Source organism: Nonomuraea sp. MTCD27 (assembly GCF_041950495.1).
GTDB lineage: Bacteria > Actinomycetota > Actinomycetes > Streptosporangiales > Streptosporangiaceae > Nonomuraea.
The window spans coordinates 1-17,709 of record NZ_JBGNUW010000053.1 but is presented as its reverse complement, the minus strand read 5'-3'; the positions used below and the strand labels follow the sequence as shown (position 1 = coordinate 17,709).

Annotated in this window: 21 protein-coding genes; 7 read left to right on the top strand and 14 right to left on the bottom strand. The window is 69.1% G+C overall.

From position 1 onward, the window contains the following. Nucleotides 1-168 precede the first annotated feature (168 nt). The 10 genes from ACBJ59_RS62180 to ACBJ59_RS62135 all read right to left on the bottom strand — a co-directional run bounded on the left by ACBJ59_RS62180 (nucleotide 169) and on the right by ACBJ59_RS62135 (nucleotide 6,597). Nucleotides 169-438: an integrase core domain-containing protein gene (locus tag ACBJ59_RS62180; RefSeq protein ID WP_375119290.1), complete on the bottom strand. Its 270-nt coding sequence runs from the start codon at nucleotides 436-438 to the stop codon at nucleotides 169-171. Then, nucleotides 435-1,157 (bottom strand): hypothetical protein, encoded by a 723-nt coding sequence (locus ACBJ59_RS62175; RefSeq protein WP_375119289.1) that lies wholly within the window; start codon nucleotides 1,155-1,157, stop codon nucleotides 435-437. Before ACBJ59_RS62175 ends, ACBJ59_RS62180 begins: the two co-directional genes overlap by 4 nt. Nucleotides 1,158-1,308: 151 nt before the next feature. Continuing rightward, entirely contained in the window at nucleotides 1,309-1,824 is a 516-nt protein-coding gene (locus ACBJ59_RS62170) for a hypothetical protein (protein ID WP_375119288.1), read from the bottom strand. Between the two features lie 7 nt (nucleotides 1,825-1,831). Then, nucleotides 1,832-2,437 carry a hypothetical protein gene (locus ACBJ59_RS62165; protein WP_375119287.1) on the bottom strand — a complete coding sequence of 202 codons (606 nt, stop codon included), beginning with the start codon at nucleotides 2,435-2,437 and terminating at the stop codon, nucleotides 1,832-1,834. Nucleotides 2,438-2,651: 214 nt separating this feature from the next. After that, a complete protein-coding gene (locus ACBJ59_RS62160) occupies nucleotides 2,652-2,948 on the bottom strand; it encodes a hypothetical protein (RefSeq protein WP_375119286.1) in 297 nt (98 codons plus the stop codon). A 67-nt stretch (nucleotides 2,949-3,015) separates the two neighbouring features. Beyond that, nucleotides 3,016-3,303, bottom strand: a complete 288-nt coding sequence (locus tag ACBJ59_RS62155; RefSeq protein ID WP_375119285.1) for a GlsB/YeaQ/YmgE family stress response membrane protein — start codon at nucleotides 3,301-3,303, stop codon at nucleotides 3,016-3,018. Nucleotides 3,304-3,531: 228 nt separating this feature from the next. Continuing rightward, nucleotides 3,532-4,503 carry a LysR family transcriptional regulator gene (locus ACBJ59_RS62150; protein WP_375119284.1) on the bottom strand — a complete coding sequence of 324 codons (972 nt, stop codon included), beginning with the start codon at nucleotides 4,501-4,503 and terminating at the stop codon, nucleotides 3,532-3,534. Nucleotides 4,504-4,580: 77 nt separating this feature from the next. Continuing rightward, on the bottom strand, nucleotides 4,581-4,778 hold the full coding sequence (locus ACBJ59_RS62145) for a hypothetical protein (RefSeq protein ID WP_375119283.1): 198 nt from the start codon (nucleotides 4,776-4,778) through the stop codon (nucleotides 4,581-4,583). 150 nt (nucleotides 4,779-4,928) lie between these two features. Next, a complete protein-coding gene (locus tag ACBJ59_RS62140; RefSeq protein WP_375119282.1) occupies nucleotides 4,929-5,102 on the bottom strand; it encodes a CsbD family protein in 174 nt (57 codons plus the stop codon). Nucleotides 5,103-5,412: 310 nt separating this feature from the next. Further along, nucleotides 5,413-6,597 carry an integrase core domain-containing protein gene (locus ACBJ59_RS62135; protein ID WP_375119281.1) on the bottom strand — a complete coding sequence of 395 codons (1,185 nt, stop codon included), beginning with the start codon at nucleotides 6,595-6,597 and terminating at the stop codon, nucleotides 5,413-5,415. Between the two features lie 217 nt (nucleotides 6,598-6,814). Here ACBJ59_RS62135 and ACBJ59_RS62130 point away from each other — a divergent pair, with 217 nt between their 5' ends. The 6 genes from ACBJ59_RS62130 (at nucleotide 6,815) to ACBJ59_RS62105 (ending at nucleotide 12,562) form a co-directional block, all read left to right on the top strand. Further along, a complete protein-coding gene (locus ACBJ59_RS62130) occupies nucleotides 6,815-6,967 on the top strand; it encodes a hypothetical protein (RefSeq protein WP_176993608.1) in 153 nt (50 codons plus the stop codon). 259 nt (nucleotides 6,968-7,226) lie between these two features. Beyond that, nucleotides 7,227-8,246, top strand: coding sequence for a hypothetical protein (locus ACBJ59_RS62125; protein WP_375119280.1), 1,020 nt, complete (start codon nucleotides 7,227-7,229; stop codon nucleotides 8,244-8,246). After that, on the top strand, nucleotides 8,243-9,343 hold the full coding sequence (locus tag ACBJ59_RS62120) for a JmjC domain-containing protein (RefSeq protein ID WP_347701904.1): 1,101 nt from the start codon (nucleotides 8,243-8,245) through the stop codon (nucleotides 9,341-9,343). The genes ACBJ59_RS62125 and ACBJ59_RS62120 overlap by 4 nt, the downstream gene beginning before the upstream one ends. Next, entirely contained in the window at nucleotides 9,340-10,554 is a 1,215-nt protein-coding gene (locus ACBJ59_RS62115) for an arginase family protein (protein WP_111180077.1), read from the top strand. The genes ACBJ59_RS62120 and ACBJ59_RS62115 overlap by 4 nt, the downstream gene beginning before the upstream one ends. Then, nucleotides 10,551-11,966, top strand: a complete 1,416-nt coding sequence (locus ACBJ59_RS62110) for an MFS transporter (RefSeq protein ID WP_375119279.1) — start codon at nucleotides 10,551-10,553, stop codon at nucleotides 11,964-11,966. Before ACBJ59_RS62115 ends, ACBJ59_RS62110 begins: the two co-directional genes overlap by 4 nt. Continuing rightward, a complete protein-coding gene (locus ACBJ59_RS62105; protein WP_347701902.1) occupies nucleotides 11,930-12,562 on the top strand; it encodes a 2OG-Fe(II) oxygenase in 633 nt (210 codons plus the stop codon). The genes ACBJ59_RS62110 and ACBJ59_RS62105 overlap by 37 nt, the downstream gene beginning before the upstream one ends. A gap of 528 nt (nucleotides 12,563-13,090) precedes the next feature. Here the strand turns inward: ACBJ59_RS62105 and ACBJ59_RS62100 are convergent. The 3 genes from ACBJ59_RS62100 to ACBJ59_RS62090 form a co-directional block, all read right to left on the bottom strand. Next, entirely contained in the window at nucleotides 13,091-13,231 is a 141-nt protein-coding gene (locus ACBJ59_RS62100) for a hypothetical protein (protein ID WP_375119278.1), read from the bottom strand. A gap of 14 nt (nucleotides 13,232-13,245) precedes the next feature. After that, entirely contained in the window at nucleotides 13,246-14,085 is an 840-nt protein-coding gene (locus ACBJ59_RS62095; RefSeq protein WP_375119277.1) for a tyrosine-type recombinase/integrase, read from the bottom strand. 353 nt (nucleotides 14,086-14,438) lie between these two features. After that, the gene (locus ACBJ59_RS62090; protein WP_375119276.1) at nucleotides 14,439-15,647 is read right to left on the bottom strand and encodes a plasmid pRiA4b ORF-3 family protein; all 1,209 of its coding nucleotides are present in this window, start codon (nucleotides 15,645-15,647) and stop codon (nucleotides 14,439-14,441) included. A 94-nt stretch (nucleotides 15,648-15,741) separates the two neighbouring features. Between ACBJ59_RS62090 and ACBJ59_RS62085 the strand changes: the two genes are divergently transcribed. Next, on the top strand, nucleotides 15,742-17,040 hold the full coding sequence (locus ACBJ59_RS62085) for a hypothetical protein (RefSeq protein ID WP_375119275.1): 1,299 nt from the start codon (nucleotides 15,742-15,744) through the stop codon (nucleotides 17,038-17,040). Nucleotides 17,041-17,142: 102 nt separating this feature from the next. Here the strand turns inward: ACBJ59_RS62085 and ACBJ59_RS62080 are convergent, their stop codons facing one another. Beyond that, nucleotides 17,143-17,568 carry a hypothetical protein gene (locus ACBJ59_RS62080; protein ID WP_375119274.1) on the bottom strand — a complete coding sequence of 142 codons (426 nt, stop codon included), beginning with the start codon at nucleotides 17,566-17,568 and terminating at the stop codon, nucleotides 17,143-17,145. Nucleotides 17,569-17,709: the final 141 nt, after the last annotated feature.

Genomic DNA, 17,709 nt, shown 5'->3' with positions numbered 1-17,709 from the left:
CTCGAGTACGCGGCGATTACCAGAAACGTGAGTGGGGCCGGCCCCAGCGAGCTGTGACCTTGCGACCACGGCAACGCGACGGCTCGCTATGGCAGAGGCGACTGGATGCGATGGGCTCCGGTGAGGCGCTTGCCGAAGTTGCGGGTGCCGATTAATCATCCGGCCAGGTCACGCCGCATGCCGATACTCCTTCAGGATGCCTCCAAGTCGATCACGTCGATGGATGTCGAGCACCGTGATCTGGACTGGGTCAGCGTTGGGAATGGGAAGCGGTCGGAGCGGAGCTGCCTGGCAGAGAGCCCGATGCGGCCGGTGTTCGTTGTAGAAGGTTTCGAACTCGCGCAGCGCGTGCAGAAGGTGGTGCTGGTTCCAGATCAACGTCCGGTCCAGCAGTTCGCGTCGGCAGGTCTGGATCCACCGCTCCGTGATTGCATTCATCGCGGTATCCGGACACCGCTCTTGACGATACGTAGTCCGGCATCGGCCAGCACCGCGTCGAAGGCCGCGGCGAACTTGGCGTCCCGGTCACGGATGAGGAACTTGGCCGAGCTACCCATATCTTGCAGGTCCATGGCGAGGTTGCGGCCGAGTTGGGTGACCCACTGACCGGTGGGGTGGGCGGTGACGCCGAGGACGCGGATACGGCGGGTGGCGTGCTCGATGACCGCTAGAACGTACAGGCGGGCGCCGGTGAGGGTGCGGACTTCGAAGAAGTCGCACGCCGGCAAAACATCTGTCTGGCTGCGTAGGAAGGTGGGCCAGGTTGTGGCGGTCCGTTCGGGAGCCGGCTCGATGCCGTGTGCTTTGAGGATCTCCCACACGGTGGAGGCGGCGACCTTGATGCCGAGCGCGGCCAGCTCACCGTGGATGCGCCGGTAGCCCCACGAGGCGTTCTCCCGTGCCAGCCGCAACACCAGCAACTGTATGGACCGGATGGTCCGCGGACGTCCGCGCCCGCGAGGCTTGCTGGCCGCGGCGTGACGGCGTCGCAGCAGATCGCGGTGCCAGCGCAGGACGGTGTCCGGCCGGACCAGCAACACAAGGTGCCGGAGTCTCTCCGTGGGCAGGCGGTGAAGCAGCCCAGCGAGGAGGTACCGATCAGTCGGCGTGAAGGCGGGCTTGGTCACCTCGCGCGCCGCGCACGGCATGATGGTCAATCGTGTTATTGCGCTTGGCCTACCTCACGGTGACGACCACCCTCTCGTTCCTGGGACTGCTCCCCCGAACCGACCGGGACAAAGAGATCGAAATCCTGGTGTTACGGCACCAATTGATGGTGCTGCAGCGGCATACTCGGCACCCGCAGGGTTACCGGGTCGCCTGCTCGTCGGCGAGTGGCAGCAGCCGGTGCATGATGTCGCGGTAGGAGCGCAGGGCCAGTCTCAGCTGCTCGGTGTCGTGGTCGCCGGTGTTCTTCCACAGGTCCTGCAGCTCACGGATGCGGCTTTCCAGCGCCTGGTGGACCGAGGCCGTCATCTCCTGCAGGAGCGAGTCGGCGCGTTGTACCGCATCGCTGGGGTCATCGACGAAGCACGACTGAAGGTCGCGCCAGCGGTCCTGGACATCGGCCGGGACGCTGCCGAGCAGAGACGCCGCCGGAGCGGGCGATGCCGGGACCGATGCGGGGGGCGGCTGGTCCGTCTGGTCCGTCTGGTCCAAGACGAGCCGGTCAGACAGTGCCCCCGGCTGGACATCGTCGTTGCTGTGGTCGTCGTTGTGGTCGTCGCTGTCGCGTGTGTCGGCGGGTACGGGCCGGAGCGGCGATGTGTCGGCGACTTCGTCGGGCCGCTCTTCGAGGCGTTCGGGGTCGTTGCGGATGTCCATGTCACCGTCACCTTTGCTGGGAGTCGTCGGTGAGTGCTGGTTGCTCATGGCGGGCTTCGGCCGGGTGAGGGTGGGGCTCGTCGCTGTCGTCGAGGAGTTCTTCGAACAGCACGCGGTAGTGCATCATGGCTTGGCGCAGGTCCTCGGTGGAGGCCTCGGCCGGGGCGACACGTCTGCTGATCTCGTGGGCTTGGCGGTAGTGGTGCAGGGTGCGGCCGTGCACCACCGACAGGTCGGCGAGTTGCTGCTCGAAGTCTTCGGTGGGATATCCGCGCTCAGCCATGGCGGCCGTGACCAGCTGGTCGGCCTCGGTGACGGCCGGCCCCGGCGCGTCGACGAACCGCTCCTGGAGCGTGGCCCAATGCTGGGCGTAGGTCTGCCGGGAGGCGGGGGTGAGCGGCGTGATGTCGAGGGTGGCAAAACGTTTCTCCCGGGCGCGCAGTTCTTGCTCGGCCTCGCCGCGGCTGTCTTGTTCGTTCATGACACGTTCGTATTCGGGGCCGAAGCGCCAGCGCAGACGCTGCCGGCGCTGGCGCAGCAACACGTAGCCGATGGCCAGCGCCAGGACCACCGCCACAGCGACGGCCACCCAGAGGATGGTCACGATGGACATATCTGCCTCCTGGAGATGTCGATGCCTTTGGCACACACCGGCCAGGGCGGGCACAGGCAGCGGGTTGGACAGGTGCCGACGGCCGACGGCCGACTGCGGCACGCCGGGACCGATGGCCCCGGCTGATCGGCTCCGGATCTTCCACCGGGACTGTGCGCCGTCCCCGCCGCCGGTAGGCCCGGGCCGTCCCCTGCTGCCTTGGCGCCTTCCCTTGTCAGAGGCGACGATCGTCTGGGGCTCGGCGGTGACTCTGTCGGCCGTCGAAGTCGGGCGGGTCTATCAGGGTGGGCGGCGGCCGGTCGTCGATGACGTCTTGACGGCTGCGGACGGTGGACTGGCTCCAGCGTGATCGGGTGCGCAGCAGCAGGGGCAGCAGCAGCCCGGCGGCGCCGCCGAGCATCAGGATGACCCCCACGATGCGCAGGTCGAGGCCGCCCACCGAGCCGTCGGCCAGAGCGAAGGTGAGGACGGCGCCGACGACGATGACCACGATGGCTGCGGCGATGGGCATCACGCCTCACCCCCGCCGTGGCAGGCGCGTGAGCTCGGGGACGGGTTGCGCGGCACGCTCGGCGTGGTCATCGGCGGCCCGCCCAGCGTCGGCCGGTGCGTCGGCCGGTGAGCAGGTTGTAGGCGAGCAGCAGGGCTGCCGCGCCGGCGATGGCGCAGACCCAGGTGGACAGGTTGAAGAAGCCCTTGATGCCGGAGACGTGAAATACCTCGGTGGCGACGAAGCCGCCCAGCAGTGCGCCGGCGATGCCGAGCACGAGGGTGATGATCAAGCCTTGCTGGTCTTTGCCGGGGACCAGCGTTCTGGCCACCACCCCGGCGACCAGTCCGAGGATGATCCAAGCGATGATGCCCATGGCCGTACTCCCTGTGGCGGTGCATCGATGTCTGCGCAGGATCGGTCTTCCGGACCGGTCGAAGCAGGGGGCCGGCCGCCGCGTGATCGTCGGGGCCGACTGTCGCACTTGTTCACCCCAAGCCAACACCCACCCCTGGAGGGTGGAAACAGGCGATCGGGGAAGGATTCATCTCCAGAACTGATCACCCCGGCTTCGGGGGGCCGTACGCCGCTCAGCGTCGGTGCCTCAGATCGGCTCTTCGCTGTGGCTGGCGGCCGGCGGGGCTTTTTCGCTGGGTGCTGGTTCGGTGGGCGGGGCGGCGGGTTCCAGCCAGCCGAGCCGCCCGGCGAGCTGCCGGGCGCTGTTGACGACGGTGGCGATGTGGGGGGAGGCGTTGGCGTCGTGCCACAGCAGTGACCAGGGGTAGTGCGTGGTGGGTGCGGTCAGGGGCCGCCAGGTGGTGCCCGGCCGGTTGGAGGTGCGGAAGGAGGCGGGGACGCAGTGCACGCAGCGGTGCTGGAGTACGAGGTCGGCGGCGGCGCGGGTGCTCTCGACCGTTCCCTCGTAGATGGTGGGCGCGAAGCCGACGCTGCGGCACAGCTCGATGACGAATTGGTTGAGCTCCGGCGTCTGGGATTCCTCGCCGAGCAGCAGGAGTTCGTCGGCCAGGGCGGCGACGGGTACCTCGTCGAGGTCGGCGAAGCGGTGGTCGTCGGGGATGAGCACGCCGAGCGGGTCGAGTCTGATCAGCTTGGAGGCCACTTCGGCCGGGGTCTGGGAGACGTGGCCGATGGCGATGTCCAGGCGCCCGTCGGCCAGTTGCCGGTACTGCTCGGGGGTGCCGGCTTCGACCTGGTGGATCGTGATATCGGGGTGATCGGCTTGGAGCTGGCGCAGAATCTGCGGCATGGTGTCGTAGCCGGCGTCGATGATGCCGGCCCGCAGCGTGGGCGCTGAGGCGGCGGCGTTGCGGGCGGCTTGCCCTGCTCGCTCGACGTGGTCGAGGATCTGGCGGGCCTCGATGAGGAAGGCGGTGCCCGCCGGGGTCAGGTCGACGCGGTGGGTGCTGCGGTCCAGCAGCCGCACGCCCAGCTCGCGCTCCAGCCGCTGCACCTGCTGGCTCAGCGCGGACTGCACGATGTGCTCGCGGGCGGCGGCCCGGCCGAAATGCAGTTCCTCGGCCAGGGTGACGAAGTAGCGCAGCTGGCGTAACTCCATGCTCGCCACTCCGTCCTGTCGACCGGCGCCGAGATGGCCGTCTTGCGCCACTGTAGGGCCTGCGGACGAGTCTGGCTCTATTTGCTCGGCTGGGGTGTCTGGCAGGCGATCTTCGGGTTCATGCCGAGGTAGTTCAGCGGGCCGGCCAAAATCGTCACGCCGATGGTGGCCACCTGGTTGCAGTTGTCGACCTTTCCTGTGTAGTAGCCGCGCTGGCCTGCCGCGATGGCCCCGGCGATCAGCCACACGATCAGTAATATCGATGCGATACGCATCCGGTTCGGGCCTCCAACTGCATCAACTGTGCGGGGGGTGTCGCAGACGAGAAGCGGCACACGGGTGTGGTGGAGTGCGCCAGCATCTGGTCGCCTCGGCTCGCGGGGCTTTCGCTGTCCGCCCGCCCGGGCGGACAGCGAAGGCATGGCTCAGCGTTTGAGGGCATCCTTCGCCTTCTCGCCGCCCTGCTTCAGATGGCCCATGGCCTGACTGGTCTTGCCCCCGGCCTGCAGGCGCTTGTTACCGGTGGCCAGGCCGAGGCGCTGCCTGGCCCAGCCTTTGACCACCTGTGCCTTGTTTTTGATCTTTCTTCTCAGACTCATCGTGACGTCCCTTCACCGCGCTGGTCGTGGTCATCGCCCGGGAGATCCATTGATCGGTCTCACCAGCGGCCATCACCAGGTCCGGGCGGGCGTCGGCCGCGGTCAGGCGGCTTGGAGCCCCAGTCTCCTCCCTGGCCTGAAGTGGGGAAACAGGCAATGATCCGTCCGGTTATCACCGGGGTCGATAACCACGGGCCGGGAGGACGCCGTTCACACCGCTCGCCCGTCGACGTAGCACCAGCGCCAGGGCGTCTGCGTGTGCGGTGCCAAAACGCGGATACTGCTGCTGAGCTGGGCGTTTGCCGGGTGATCAGGCTGCTCTGTGGTACTCGTTGATCAGACCTGCGACGGTCCTTCGACGGTGGATCCGGGAAGTCATGTCGATCACCTTGCTGGGACCGTGCAACGGCGTGCGAAGCGAACGGCCCTGATGCGGGCGATGATGGTTGAAGTGGTGTTCGTACTCGGTCAGGACCTTGCGCAGGTGCCGCTCACCATGGATGAGCAGGTGATCGAGGCACTCACGGCGTAGCGTTCCCACGAACCGTTCGGCGAACGCGTTCGCCCGTGGTGACTGGACGGGCGTCTGGACGATCCGCACGCCATTGGCGGTGAACACCTCATCGAACGAGCGGGGGAACTTGCCGTCACGGTCTCGGATGAGAAACCTGTAGGCGTCGGCGCGTTCGCCCAGGTCCATCAGCAGGTTCCGGGCTTGCTGGGTGGTCCATGCGCCCGTTGGGTTGGAGGTGACGCCCAGCAGGTGCACGCGGCGTGTCTCGATCTCCATGACGAACAGGACGTACAGGCGTTTGAGGAAGACGGTGTCGACGTGCAGGGAGTCGCAGGCCAGGATGCCGGAGGCTTGCGAGGTGAGGAACTGTCGCCAGGTCGGTGATGTTCGGCGTGGCGCTGGGCCGAGGCCGGCCGCGGTGAGGATGCGGCGGATGGTGCCCTCCCCGATCCGATGGCCGAGGCCGAGCAGTTCCCCCTGGATCCGCCGGTGCCCCCATCGGGGATTCTCCCTGGTCAGCCGGATCACCAGCTCACGCAACTCGTCCGGGATCGGCGGACGCCCGGCCGCGTTCGGGTACATCCAGCGTTGGCTGGCCAGCCGGCGGTGCCAGGCCAGCAAGGTGCCCGGCGTCACGATTCGATGGAGACGTAGCTGCGTGGGCAGCAGCCGCGCCAGTGCGGCCAGCAGCGCCCGGTCGGCCCAGTCCGGTTGCGGCCGGGAAACCTGACGACGCAGGACGGCGACCTCATGACGCAGCACCAAGATCTCCACGTCCTTGGAGGTGTCGCCCCGCGCGAGAAGCGCCAACCAGCAGAACAACCGGACCATCAGCAGATACAGCAGGCGTAGAAACACGAGTGCCGAGGATAGAAGGCCAGGCCAGATGCCATGGACAGTTTTGGCACCGCACAGGGCGACACCTGAGCCGTCAGCAGCCGGTGGCGGCGTGAATCGAAGACGCCGGGCGGCAAGGGTCACGGATTCGCCCGGTGAATGTCCGGAGAATGCCCGGTCGGTGACCTGGGCGAACGCCCTTCCACGGGTGAAGACTCAGCAATAACACCTCTCAGCGGCACAAGAAAAGCCGGAATGCCCGTGACGCTGCGGCACGGGTTCTCCCGCGGTTCGGAGCCGCTGATTCCTGTTACCGGGTCCGTGCACGTCGCGGGCCCGCGACAACAAGAAGGGAAGTCACATGGAAATGACGTCGCACAACGAATTCGACCGGCACGAAGGGCGGGGCCCCGTTCTCGTCGACATCGCGGACATCATCGTGTCGGAGGAGTCGGTCGCCGCTCTGCAGGACCGGCAGCTCTGGATGCGGCCGCAGCGGGACGTCGGTCACTGATCCGCAGGCCGGTGGGCGCGGGACTTCTCTGAGCACAGGACGGGTTCCCGCGTCCACCGGGCTGGTCAGGCGGCTTGACGGGACCATTCACCGCACGATTCCGGAGGTTTGAGATTTGCTGGACGAAGGTACCTGGCGGAAACTCTGCGAGCGGGACGGGCCGCATTTCGCCGAACGCGTGCACATTCCCGGCCTGATCCGCGAACCGGACGTTCTCGCGGAGCTCGTTCTCGGCGCTCTCCGGGCCGCCACCACCAGAGTGGACGGCGACGACACGGATCTGCCCGCCATGAGAGCGTTCCGTGACACCTGCCTCGACTATGACGCCTCGGAAAAACTGGTATCGGGGGCGTTTTCCGGGCGGTCCGCGGTACATTCCTGGCTTTCCGCCCGCACCGGAAAGGACGACATCTGCCTGGCGATCAACGGCCTGGACTCCTGGGATGCCGAGCTCGCTGAGCTTCTCTACACCGGCTTCGTCCTCCCGCTCGAATCGGCGGGCGTTCCGCTGACGAGAGGGGTGGACTGGTACTGCTTCGTGGCCAGTTCCGGCACCACCCCGTTCGGCGTGCACACCGACCCGGAGCCCTCCTTCATCTTCCACCTCGGCCCGGCGGCGAAGACAGCGTGGACCTGGCCAGGGATGAGCCTGCCAGCACTCGGCCAGGGGCGCCCGCACACGCTGGACGCGGAGCCTCTTCTGCCGTCGGCGGACAGCGTCCGCCTCGCGCCCGGTGACTTCCTGCTGATCCCCGCGGGGATGTACCACCTCTTCCGCAATGACGGCCCGTCGCTGTTCCTGGGGCTCACGGTGTATCCGGAAGATCCCGGGCAGACCGCCACGGACGCGCTGTTCCACCAGATGCGCCGCCGGAACGCCCAGCACCCGGAACAGGCCGGCGGGGATCCGGTCGCCGGCGCGATCGACGCCTTCAAGGACGCCCTCGGCGACGACGGCGTCGAGCGGGCCGTGCGGCGGCAGGCGATGCTCCGCCGGTCGTGCGGGTACGGCTCGCCGCCCCGGTTCCCCGGCAGAACCAGCGATCAAGGTCCACCCTATACAGTTACCCGCCTGCCGGTCGTGATCGCCGACCACAGCGTCTTCGCCCTGGGAAGAGAGCTCTCCGTCGATCTCGGTGAGCTGGCCCGCCTGCTGAAGCCCGGCGCCCTCGTCGGCGCCGACGAGCTGCGCGACGCGGCCACCACGCCAGAGCTGCGAGCCGCTGTGCGGGCCCTGGTCCGCGTGGGCGTCCTTCGGAGCGTTGGGACACAGTCATGACACTGTCGTGGGAGAACATCGTCGACGCGCTCGGCGGGGAGTCCGTCTGGCGCAAGTCGTTCGGGAACGAGCTTCTGGCCGGCCGGGTCCCGCAGGGATCGTGGCGCGCGTCGCTCGGATGGGGCGTCATCGACCACATCATGAGGACGACCACGATCGAACCGCTGATGATCCGCTTGTCGTCCGAACCCATGGCCTATCCCGGCACCTACATCAGCACGCGGATCGACGGCGGCGACATCGTGCACCGCAACTGGCGTTACGGCGCCATGGTCGAGTACCTCCGCTCCGGCGCGACCCTCGTCGCCAACAGGGCCGACCGCATCCACGTGGGCCCTGCTCGCCTGCGGGAGGAGTTCGAGTACTTCGCCGACGACCCGGCCTGGGTGAACTGCTACGCCTGCTGGACGACGCAGTCAGCGTTCGGCCGCCACGCGGACGGCCACGCCACGGTGATCTTCCAGGCGGAGGGCAGCAAGCGCTGGCGGATCTGGGAGGGCTCCGGGCCCGGCGCGCGGCTGATCGAGGAGGCGGACATGCACGCCGGCGACGTGTGGCACATCCCCCGGGGATGGGACCACGAGGCCACCGGCATCGGGCCGAGCCTGCACTGGACCTTCGGCCTGCACGCGTCCACCCCCGAGGACCTCGCGCGGACCGCGCTGGACGCCTGGTCCAACCGGCCCAGGACCGAGGGGACGCCCGATGACGGCGGCGAGCTCGACTCCCTCATGACCGCCCTGGCCTCGGACGTGCACCGGGCGCGGGAGGTGCGTTCCGCGCAGTCGCTCGAAAGGCGCGAGGGCCTGTCGCTGCCGTGGTCGGTGGAGAGCGTCCCGTACACCGGTACCCGGCTCAGGTGGGCGTCCCGGTTCCCGCCGCTGGTCGAGGCCGGGGACGGCCTGATGGCGATCGAGAGCCTCGGCGTGCGGCTCAGGATCGACGGCCGTCTCGCACCCTGGATGAACGAGTGGTCGGCGGGGCGAACCACGCTGCGCGATGACACGGCGGCCATCGCCCTGACCGACGCGGAGATCGACCAGGCGCTTGACTCGCTGGTCCGCGCCGGGCTCCTCCTGGTCGAGCAGGCCCGGTGAGCCTCGCCATGACGAGCGTGGACCAGTCCGGGGCCCCGTGGGTCCTCAACCCGGCGTTCCGGATCCAGGGCGGCGACCTCGTCAACGAGGCCGAGGGCACGCGGCTCACCCTGACCCCGCCCCTGCGAGAGCTGTGGGAGCTGGGGGAACGCCGTGACGGCGCGCCAGCGGTGCGGCTCACTGAGGAGGCGGAAAAGGCCCTGCGCAGGATCCGCCTGATCGTGCCGCCGGACGCCTCGGCGGCGGCGACCGGCGGGCTCGCGCGGACGGCCGGGACCCCGCTGTCCCTGCCCGCGGGCACCAGGGCCGCCGCGGCCGTATGGGGACTGATCGGAGCGCCGGTGGACCTGGGAGGCCCTCCCGGCCCCCGGCCCAAGGACGCCGTCCCCGTGATCCGCCAGGCCCTCGCGGGCAGGTTCCGGCTTCTGGCCCAGCCGGGCACCTGGTCGTGGACGCTGCGGGCCCGGCCGGCCGAGGGACTGCCCGGCCTCGTGGATCACGGTGACCTCGCGGTCCATCCGCAGACCGACACGGGGGCGGCGGCCCACGAGCGGCTGCGGGCCCTCGTCGGCACCGTCCTGGCGCAGGGCCACCGGCCTCTGGTGATCGGCGGGGACCACTCGATCGGCTACCCGGTGATCAGCGCGGTCGCGGGCAGGCATCCGGCGCTGCGCGTCGTCCACTTCGACGCGCACGCCGACCGCCGCCCGGCCGGGAACGCGGTCACCGCGGACTGCGGGAACTTCGTCAGCTGGGTGCTCTCCGAGCATCCCCACGTCGAATGGCTCACCATCGGCGTGCGCGGCGTCGACACGAACCTGGACCAGGCCACGAACGGGCGCGTCTCCTATCTGACGGCCGACGAGGCCCGCGCGCCGGAGGCGGCGGACACGATCGCGCGGTTCTGCGCCGGCGCGCCCGTGCACCTCACAGTGGACATCGACGTGCTGGACCCGGCGTACGCTCCCGATGTCGTCTACCCCGCCGGCGGCGGTCTCGACCCCGCGACTCTGACGGCCCTGGTACGGAGCGTCGCCGCAGCGGGCCGCTTGGTCGCGAGCGACCTGGTGGAGGCGTGCCCCTCCCCGTCCGGCCGCCACCTGACGGCCGCCCATCTGGCCGATCTCGTGGAGACCGTCCAGCTCGCGGAGGCGGGGCAGGTGGTGGGGCGGGGCTCGCCGGTGAACAATTTCGCCGGAGAAGACGCATGACCGACGCTCCCGCCGTACCCGGCTCGCCCCTGTCGTCGCCGCTCTACAGGGTCTACCTGGCGGGGCAGGCGGTCTCACAGCTGGGGGACGGGGTCGTCTCGGTCACCTTCGCGTTCGCCGCCCTGGCCGTCGCGCCCGACGGGCGGGGCATCCCGATGGTGCTGCTGGCCCTGTGGCTGGCGAGGTTCGTCTTCATCGCGTACGGAGGCAGCCTGCCGGACCGGGTCGGGCGGTTGCCGGTCATGTTCGGCGCGGACGCCGTCCGCCTGGCCGCCCAGGTGTTCCCGGCGATCACCTTCGCCCTCGGGAACCCGGAGCTCTGGCACCTCGTCGTGTCCGCGGCCGTCTATGGCGCGGCGACGGCCTTCTTCACGCCGGGCGCCGTCGGGCTGCTCCCCGAGCTGGTCCGCCCCGCCCAGCTGCAGAAGGCCAACTCCTGGCTCGACGTCGCCGGGGACACCGGACGGATGGCCGGGCCCGCGCTCGCGTCGCTGCTGGTGGTGGTGGGAGGCGTGCCGCTGGCGCTCTTCTTCGACGCCGCCACCTTCGTCGTCTCCCTCGTCTCGCTCGCCTGGCTGAGGCGGCTGATCCGGGCCCGGCCGCCGGAGCGCGGGCCCGCCGAGGACGATGACGGCGGCGCGGGGGAGCGCGTGCGGTTCCTCGACGCGGTGCGCGTCATGCCCCGCCTGCCGTTGGTCCTGGGCGCGATCCTCGTCTGGGTTCCGGTGCAGGTCGGGCTGGCCTCGGTGAGCGTGCTCGGACCGATCACCGTGCAGGACAGGTTCGGGAGCATCGAGCAGTGGGGCGTCATCGTGACGTTCCTGGCCGCGGGCGGGCTGTTGGGAGCGCTGGTGAGCGGGCACGTGCGCGTCGAGTGGCGCGGGGTGCTCACCGTCGCCCTGCTGGTCGTCTCGATGCCGGTGCAGCTCCTGGCTCTCGCGTACGGCCGGCATCTGGTCGTGGTCGCGGGCGCCCTGTTCCTGGCGGCTCTGGCGGCGGGGGTCGCCGGGGTCGTCTTCGACACCCTCGTGCAGCTCACGGTCCCCAAGCCGATGTTGTCGCGGGTCGGATCGTTCGAGACGACCATGACCACGGCGATGGTGCCGCTGGGCTTCGTGATCGCGCTGCCGCTCGCGAACCTGGTGGGCCGGACGGCGTACCTGGCCGGGCTGGCGGCCGTCATCGTCGCCACGGCGGCGGCGGTGCTCGTCTGGGCGGTCCCGCGTTCGGGGCTGCGGGACCGCGCTCTTGAGGACGGCGCCGGTGACTCGGCGTGGCAGGGGGTGCCCTCGTCGACCTCCCCGGGATCCGGTCGCGAGGGCGGCCGAGAAGGCGAGGCGGAAGGCCATGTCCAAGGAGATCAGGAGGCGCGAGCGTGGCAGCTCATGACGGACGGACCGCCGAGGCCGTGACCCTCGTACAGGGGCGGCGGTTCGTGGTGGTCGACAACGCCCTGTCCCCGGACGCCCTGGCCGCCTGGCGGGAGGAGGAGCGGGCCGTGCAGCACCGGCCCACCTTCAGCTCGGTCGATCCGATGTTCGACGGAGTGGCGTTCTACGCCGACGCGTCGTACGCCTCCGCGAAAGCCGGCGAGGAGCACGCCGGAGAGGTGATGTCGGCCGTCAGGAGGGGCCTCGACGCGCTCGGCGTGACGGCGGCGGACAACGACCGGTTCAAGTTTTGGCGGTACGGCCGGGGGTCCGGGCTGGACTGGCACGACGACGGGAGCGGCCGGGGGGCGGCGTACACGCTCTACCTGTCGGGCGAGTGGCGGGCGACGTGGGGCGGCGAGCTGGAGCTGTTCGACTGCCCGGTCGGCGAGGTGCCGTGTGCCGAGTTCGACGTCCCCAAGGACCTGATGAACGCTCCCGTGCCGGCCACGTCCATCGCGCCCCGGCCGAACCGGCTCGTGGTGATGGTGGCCGGCACGTTCCACCGGGTGAGGAAGGTGGAGGCGGGCGCGGGCGACAACCTTCGGCGCTCCATCACCGGCTTCCTGACTCCCTGACGCGCCCCGCCAGGAATGGCGGCGGCGCGGCCGGTGTTGGGCCCTGGGCATGTCCGACGACAACGTAGAGGTGCGCCAGTACATCGAGCAGCAGAACCGGCCGCTCTGAGCCGGGTGGACGCCGGTTCGCCTGGCGGCGCATCGACTGTTCTTGCCCCGCTACGCGGGCTGGTCGGCTTTACCGCCGGTTAGCGTCCACGGGAGTGGTGTACGGGTTAGAGCACGTGCCGAGCACGGCGATCCACCCCTATCGATGGTGTTGGCATGGCTGGGGCGCGGGATCCATTCCAGGGAGGCATGATGCAATGACCCAACAGGACGGCGGTCGTGCTCGGCGCGTGCTCGTACGCCCCGCCACGCGCCGTCAGAACCCGGCCCTGCCGGACACGCAAAGTGCGCAATGGTGGCACCAACTTCTAATCCGACGGTCGCAGTTCGAATCCTGCAGGGCGCGCTTCTCCACCAGCGGAAACTCCAGCCGCGCCCGCTCACTGGCGCAGCATGGGGCAAGTATGGGGCAAAGCTGAGTCAGGCGCTGAGCTCTTGTCTGAGCTTGGACGCTGCTCGCAGCACCAGCCGGGCGGTCTCCCGGGCGGCTTGGTGGGCCACCTCCGGCAGCACCGAGACGTAGGTGTCGGCGGTCAGCACGATGCTGGCATGCCCCAGCATCGCCTGCACCACCTTCAGATCGGTGCGCGCGGCCGGCGCCAGCGTGGCGGCGCCGTGCCGCAGGTCGTACAGCCGGACCGGCGGTTGCCCAGAGACGGCCACCAGCCGGCATCCGGCGGCGCTCTTCGGCGGCCCGACCACGACCTGACCGTCGGCGTGCACACGCTGCTGCGCACCGTCAGCTCGGCGGCCTGCAGGTCGGCATCCGTCCAGCGCAGCCCGGCCAGCTCGCCCCGGCGCAGACCGCGCAGCGCGGCCAGCCACCACGCGGCATACAAACGATCCTGCGCGATGCTGGCCAGGAACGCCGCGAGCTGTCGTTCGGTCCAGACCGCTACCGCCGGACGCTTTCCGGTCTGCTGCCGCCGGGCGGTCCGCCCGGCGGTCCAGACGACCGGATGCGGTCGGCGGGGATGGGGGAGTTCGGCGCCGTGGGCCGGGTTGATGGGGATCAGCCGGGCGCGCACCGCCGCGTTCAGCGCGGTGCGCAAGGTGGCGTGGATCCGCACCACGGTCGCGGGCGAAAGATGGCGGCCGGTCGGTGAGGGATGGGACGCCAGCGTCGCGAGGAGGCCGTTGACGTCGCGCGAGGTGAGCTGGTGGAGCGGGATCCGTCCCAGCTGCGGGATGAGGTAGAGGCGGATGTGCGTGGCGTAGCCCTGCCGGGTCGACGGACGCAGGGCGTCCTTGCTGGTCAGCCAGCGTGCCAGCCATTCACCGACGGTGCATCCGGCTCCTGCGCCGTCGCGGTCGGCGGTGGCTAAGGCACGACCTGCCGTCTGCGCTTCCTCGGGGTTGGCGTAACCGCCCTGGCGGATGCGCTGCCGCTGCCCGTCCAGGCCACGTGCCTGCACCGCGAAGTACCAGCTGCCGTGATCGTCATCTATCGGTAGACGCGGACACGTCACCCCTCGCTGACGTCCCGTTGCCGTATCCACACAGCCGCATCGTCTGCTGACCTGCACCGGAGTCTTTGCCATCTGCGCCACCTCCGCCCCTAACGGTGTGCGACGACAGACGCTTCAGCTAGGGCTCGCCTCCGACCAGGGATGCCCCAGGTCAAGTGTCCGAAGGACGGGGAGGCTCCGTGGTGCGGCGGTCGGTGTTGCCGCGATAAGTCCCAACCGGGCAAACCAGGGGCCGTTGGCGTGCGGGGCGAGTGCTGTGGCGGGGAGGCCCGCGGGCTGCATCTGAGATGCGCATCTGATCATCCGGCCGAGGCCAGCGCTCGGCGAGCGGCTTCAACGGCGAACTTGGCCGGGTCGAATTCCTGCGCGCTGTCCAGACCGGCCCAGCGGACATATTCATCATGTTCGTCGTGCTCGGGATCGGCCAGCACCAGACGGAAGTATGCGTAGCCTCCGATGCCGCCGACGTCCTCTGGCGGGCAGGCGCCCTCCCCGCCCGACAGCACCGGGTAACGGACTCCTTCCTCCGCGGTGAGGATCTCCTCCAGCACGATGTCGTGCCGCCAACTGTCACCCAGGTCGTATTCGTACTCGATGGCTGCCCTGACCTGTGCGAGCACCTCCGCCAGGGAGGTCTTCTCCTCGTCCACAACGTCCAGATCCCACTCGCGGGACGGTTGGCCGTACAGGAAACCGCCGACCCTGAACAGGTGGAGATGACTGTCCTGCCAGCCCATCGCCGTGACCAGGATGTGGTGCAGCCTGGCGAGCGTGATCCCGGGGGAGACGAGCAGGCGCCGCCAGATCACCGGGTCCGCGCTCTCCTGGAGCGTCACCCGGATCTGGTAGATCGGCTCTCCCGGTGCGGCTTCGCCCAGGCTGCGCCGTACGGTGGTCACCGCGGCCGGGGTCAGGGTCGCCGTCTCTTCCGTGAGCTCCACCACGCCCAGCCGGGCCAGGACGGTCAGCAGCCGATCGATGTCCTGGTCGGCCATTCGCCGTTGCGCTTGCGGGTCGCGCATCTCGTAGTAGGGCGATGCGATCTGCCAGGCCAGCTCCCGCAGATCCGCGAGGGGCACCGGTCCGCCGTACAACCTACGCTGCAGCGCCGGCCAGATGAGCGCGAACTCCTCGCCGACCAGGGACGAGTACCAGTAATTCTTGGGGAAGAGCGCCTGGCTCATCTTCCCCAACGCCGTGAACGACGCTTCCCACAACCGCTTCGGGTCGTTCAGCAGTGGCGCCGCCTTCTTCACTGGCAGCAGCCGTCCCTTGACCACCCTGACCAGCCCGGTCGCTACGGCCCATTCCACGATCAGGTTCAAGCCGGGCAGTTCGGTGCTGCTCTTCGTCCGGAACACCCGGTCGCCGATCTTTGGGTCGATCTCGTCGCCGGTCTTCAGCAGCGCCACCAGCGTCCGCGCGTCCGACAGCGTCAGATTCCCCGTCTGGGTCAGCTTCCGGCCTTCGCCCACCCACTCGGTGAACGCTCGCAACTCCTCTTGCATAGCGTTCAGAGTATGGCGCGGCGTTCGGCCTTAGCCGCCCGCGCCGCGTGAACAAGCCCTTCCTGGCCCATGGACACCCGTAGGATCGGGTGCCGTGGCGAAGAAGCGGAGAGCGAAGGCGAGCCCCACGCGGGGAGTCAGTGGCAATCCTGCCCGGCGCGCGGAGCAGCTCGCCGCCCGTCAGTCCGCACCCGACCCTCGTTCCGGGCTGTTGGAGTCGCTGCTGGGGACTGCTGGGGATCAGTGGTGGCCGGACTCCCAGGAATCGATCATCGGTGGCATGCCTGACCTGCCCGCCCACTCGCCGCTGCGGCTGGAGAACGCCGTGGTCGACCTGGTCGGCGAGGAAATGTGGACGCGCACCCAGACCGAGACCATGGGTTTCCACTGGAACCAGTACCTGGCCTCGTTGGCTGACCTCGTCCGCGACGAGATCCAGATCGCAACGCGCACCGGCGGGCAGATGGACGACCTGTGGCGACTGCTGCACGGGCTCGCCGCGATGACCCCGCCGCCCAGCGGGGAGATGCTGCGCCGCGACCCCGATCTCGCCGTCCGCGAGGCCATCAAGGACACCACGACGGCCTTGACCGAAGCCGGCATCGCTCCCGGGTGGCCCAGCGAGATTCTCCGGGCCGCTCCGGCCGGGGAGCCACTGCTGCTGACCGACGCGTACGGCTCGCGGTGCGCGCTACTGGCCCCCTTTGCCTGGGGTGAGCAGAACCCGCACTGGTACTGCTGGGACATCGACCGCTGCACCGGAGACCGGGTCGTGCACGCCGGCGTCTTCGCCTCACCCCGGGAAGCGCTCGCCGAGTGGCGAGCCGTCGTGGGGTCCCACGCGGCACCCGCCTCCGCCGAGCCGGTGCCGTGCGACCAAGCCACCGCCCGCGACCTGCTGGATCCGCTGTGCCGTTCTGACTTCCTGGATGCCATGCTGCTCGGCATCGAGTCGCAGCAGCTCATCGCCGAGCATTTCCGCATGCGCCAGCGCGCCCGCGCGCTCTGCGACTCGTTCACCGTCGCTCCCGAACCCAAACCTCAGCACGACCTGAACCCGATCATCGACGACTTCGCCGCCTGGCTACGCGATCGAGATGACCGCAGCCCCGAACGGGAAGACATCGCCACGCTCGCCGACAGTTGGTCGCGCCTGTCCGGGCCCGGCTACTATGCCTGCTCCCCGCATCGGATCGAGCACGCCGTAGTCCTCGTCGCGGACGGGTACATCGAAAAGTACGCCGAGGCCGTACTCGATCTGCTGCCGCAGTGGGTCGAATGGTGCATCGAGCGCACCGGCCTGACCGGCGAACTGGCAGAGCGATCCCGCCGGGCAGCCGCGAACAATCGGTGGGACGGATCCGACAGCATGGACCTGCGCCGCATCGAATAAAGGCGGCGGACCGTTGCAGCTTTTCGCGTGATGTGGTCCAGGGACTGAGCGGCGGCAAGATATATGGTCAGGAGCTGATCGCCGAGGGGCAGAGACGCGTTCTCACGGGTTTGCGCCTTCCGGTTGAAAGTTGCGCGAGCGTGGGGTGCTGGCTGTCTTGAGTGCGTTCAGCAGGCGGCCGAAGGCGCTCAGGTCGGCGCATCGGATCAGGCGAGCGTAGGTGATCGGCTCCGTGCCGGTGTGCAGTCTCTTGGGGAATCGGCGCATGTTCGAGCCATGCCGTAGGTCGGACTGGACCGTGAGGCCGTGTACGGCATGCAGCGGGGTTACCTCGGTCTCGGGGTGAATCATGACGGCGATCGTGTTGCGAGGGGTGCGCTGCCGGTCGAGGTAGCACGTGATGTGGCTGTCAGGATGACTTAGTTCGCAGTAGTACTTCACGAGGTGGGTGAGGGTGAAGCCCCAGTCGTCGGCGACATCGACGAGGCGCTGCTCGAAGTACGTCAGGGGGTGCCTAGCGAGGTCCATTCGGCCTCCTCTTAACCTCGGGTATTCACCGCTGAAGCGCTTTGAAGATCGGTAGATGCAAGGAAGGTGCCTCCGACCTGCGATGATCGGATTGCCTAGATCACGAAATCGCAGAGAACGGATGCACCTTCAGGGTGAACG

Bases quoted from the DNA above. Each gene is read 5' to 3' on its own strand.
- ACBJ59_RS62180 (WP_375119290.1), bottom strand. From the start codon at position 438: ATGAATGCAATCACGGAGCGGTGGATCCAGACCTGCCGACGCGAACTG.
- ACBJ59_RS62170 (WP_375119288.1), bottom strand. From the start codon at position 1,824: ATGGACATCCGCAACGACCCCGAACGCCTCGAAGAGCGGCCCGACGAA.
- ACBJ59_RS62165 (WP_375119287.1), bottom strand. From the start codon at position 2,437: ATGTCCATCGTGACCATCCTCTGGGTGGCCGTCGCTGTGGCGGTGGTC.
- ACBJ59_RS62160 (WP_375119286.1), bottom strand. From the start codon at position 2,948: ATGCCCATCGCCGCAGCCATCGTGGTCATCGTCGTCGGCGCCGTCCTC.
- ACBJ59_RS62155 (WP_375119285.1), bottom strand. From the start codon at position 3,303: ATGGGCATCATCGCTTGGATCATCCTCGGACTGGTCGCCGGGGTGGTG.
- ACBJ59_RS62150 (WP_375119284.1), bottom strand. From the start codon at position 4,503: ATGGAGTTACGCCAGCTGCGCTACTTCGTCACCCTGGCCGAGGAACTG.
- ACBJ59_RS62145 (WP_375119283.1), bottom strand. From the start codon at position 4,778: ATGCGTATCGCATCGATATTACTGATCGTGTGGCTGATCGCCGGGGCC.
- ACBJ59_RS62140 (WP_375119282.1), bottom strand. From the start codon at position 5,102: ATGAGTCTGAGAAGAAAGATCAAAAACAAGGCACAGGTGGTCAAAGGC.
- ACBJ59_RS62130 (WP_176993608.1), top strand. From the start codon at position 6,815: ATGGAAATGACGTCGCACAACGAATTCGACCGGCACGAAGGGCGGGGC.
- ACBJ59_RS62120 (WP_347701904.1), top strand. From the start codon at position 8,243: ATGACACTGTCGTGGGAGAACATCGTCGACGCGCTCGGCGGGGAGTCC.
- ACBJ59_RS62110 (WP_375119279.1), top strand. From the start codon at position 10,551: ATGACCGACGCTCCCGCCGTACCCGGCTCGCCCCTGTCGTCGCCGCTC.
- ACBJ59_RS62100 (WP_375119278.1), bottom strand. From the start codon at position 13,231: ATGCTGGGGCATGCCAGCATCGTGCTGACCGCCGACACCTACGTCTCG.
- ACBJ59_RS62090 (WP_375119276.1), bottom strand. From the start codon at position 15,647: ATGCAAGAGGAGTTGCGAGCGTTCACCGAGTGGGTGGGCGAAGGCCGG.
- ACBJ59_RS62080 (WP_375119274.1), bottom strand. From the start codon at position 17,568: ATGGACCTCGCTAGGCACCCCCTGACGTACTTCGAGCAGCGCCTCGTC.